1 protein-coding gene is annotated in these 862 nt (G+C 47.8%); it reads right to left on the bottom strand.

All coding sequences use genetic code 11. The features are described from left to right. Positions 1-134 precede the first annotated feature (134 nt). The coding region (locus tag CVN76_RS05990) for a M14 family metallopeptidase (RefSeq protein WP_198512502.1) at positions 135-862 on the bottom strand (728 nt) is incomplete at its 5' end.

Raw genomic sequence — 862 nt, 5'->3', positions numbered from 1 at the left:
TTTTGCAATCGATAAGTAAAGCTTACCTTTACTTATTTTTTGCAGCAGCCCTCATCGTTTTATATCAATAATCGATAAGATAAAAAGCTCTCCCCCCATCGACTGGGAGCAGAGCGTTTTTGCATGTCCGGCGTTTACATGTACAAGCCTGCCAAGAAGATCCCAAGTGACTTTTGATAAATTTCATCGAACTGTGATATAGGAAGCGGGTTGGTTCCTTTACCAAGCTCAACGGTAAATCCCGGCCTCCGCCAGTCCTGAATGTACCAATCCTTATACCCTGCGTAACTATTGGCCGACTTGACGGGCTCATAGCCACTTACCCTCGCAAACTCATTGACTATCGTTTCAGACTCTGGCGGCTCCATATTTTCAAACCCCCAAAAAATGACCTCACCTTGAGTATGGAATGCGAGGACTCTCGCAAAGTCACGCTTTCTCGTTAGATTTGCCATCGCAATCGCTTCTGGCTGTGTAAGCGGCCCTGTTCCCGAATAATTGGCCGGGCCTGGTTCATTTACCATGTTGCGGGCCTGCTCCAGCTCCCATTTGGCGGGGAATTGATCGTTGAGGTCGACGCCATTGATATTCGCCTTCCATCCGGAAAAGTCCTCGCTGCCACTATTCCATCCCACGAGCCTCGCTCTCAATGTCTCATCTGCCGGCGGGCCATTTTGCACCAATTCCACTCCATCGGGGTTCACCATCGGGACAATCGACAGAAGTGTCTTTTGATAATAGGGCAACATGGAAAGGCCGCGGATATCCGTTTGATTCGTGATTGCCAACACATAATCATTTAAAAAGGTCATGATCACGGGGGTCGTAATCCATTCATTCGCATGAAACGAACCATTATAAT

It is taken from the genome of Bacillus sp. mrc49 (assembly GCF_002803435.1).
This window is presented reverse-complemented; position numbering and strand designations above follow the sequence as displayed.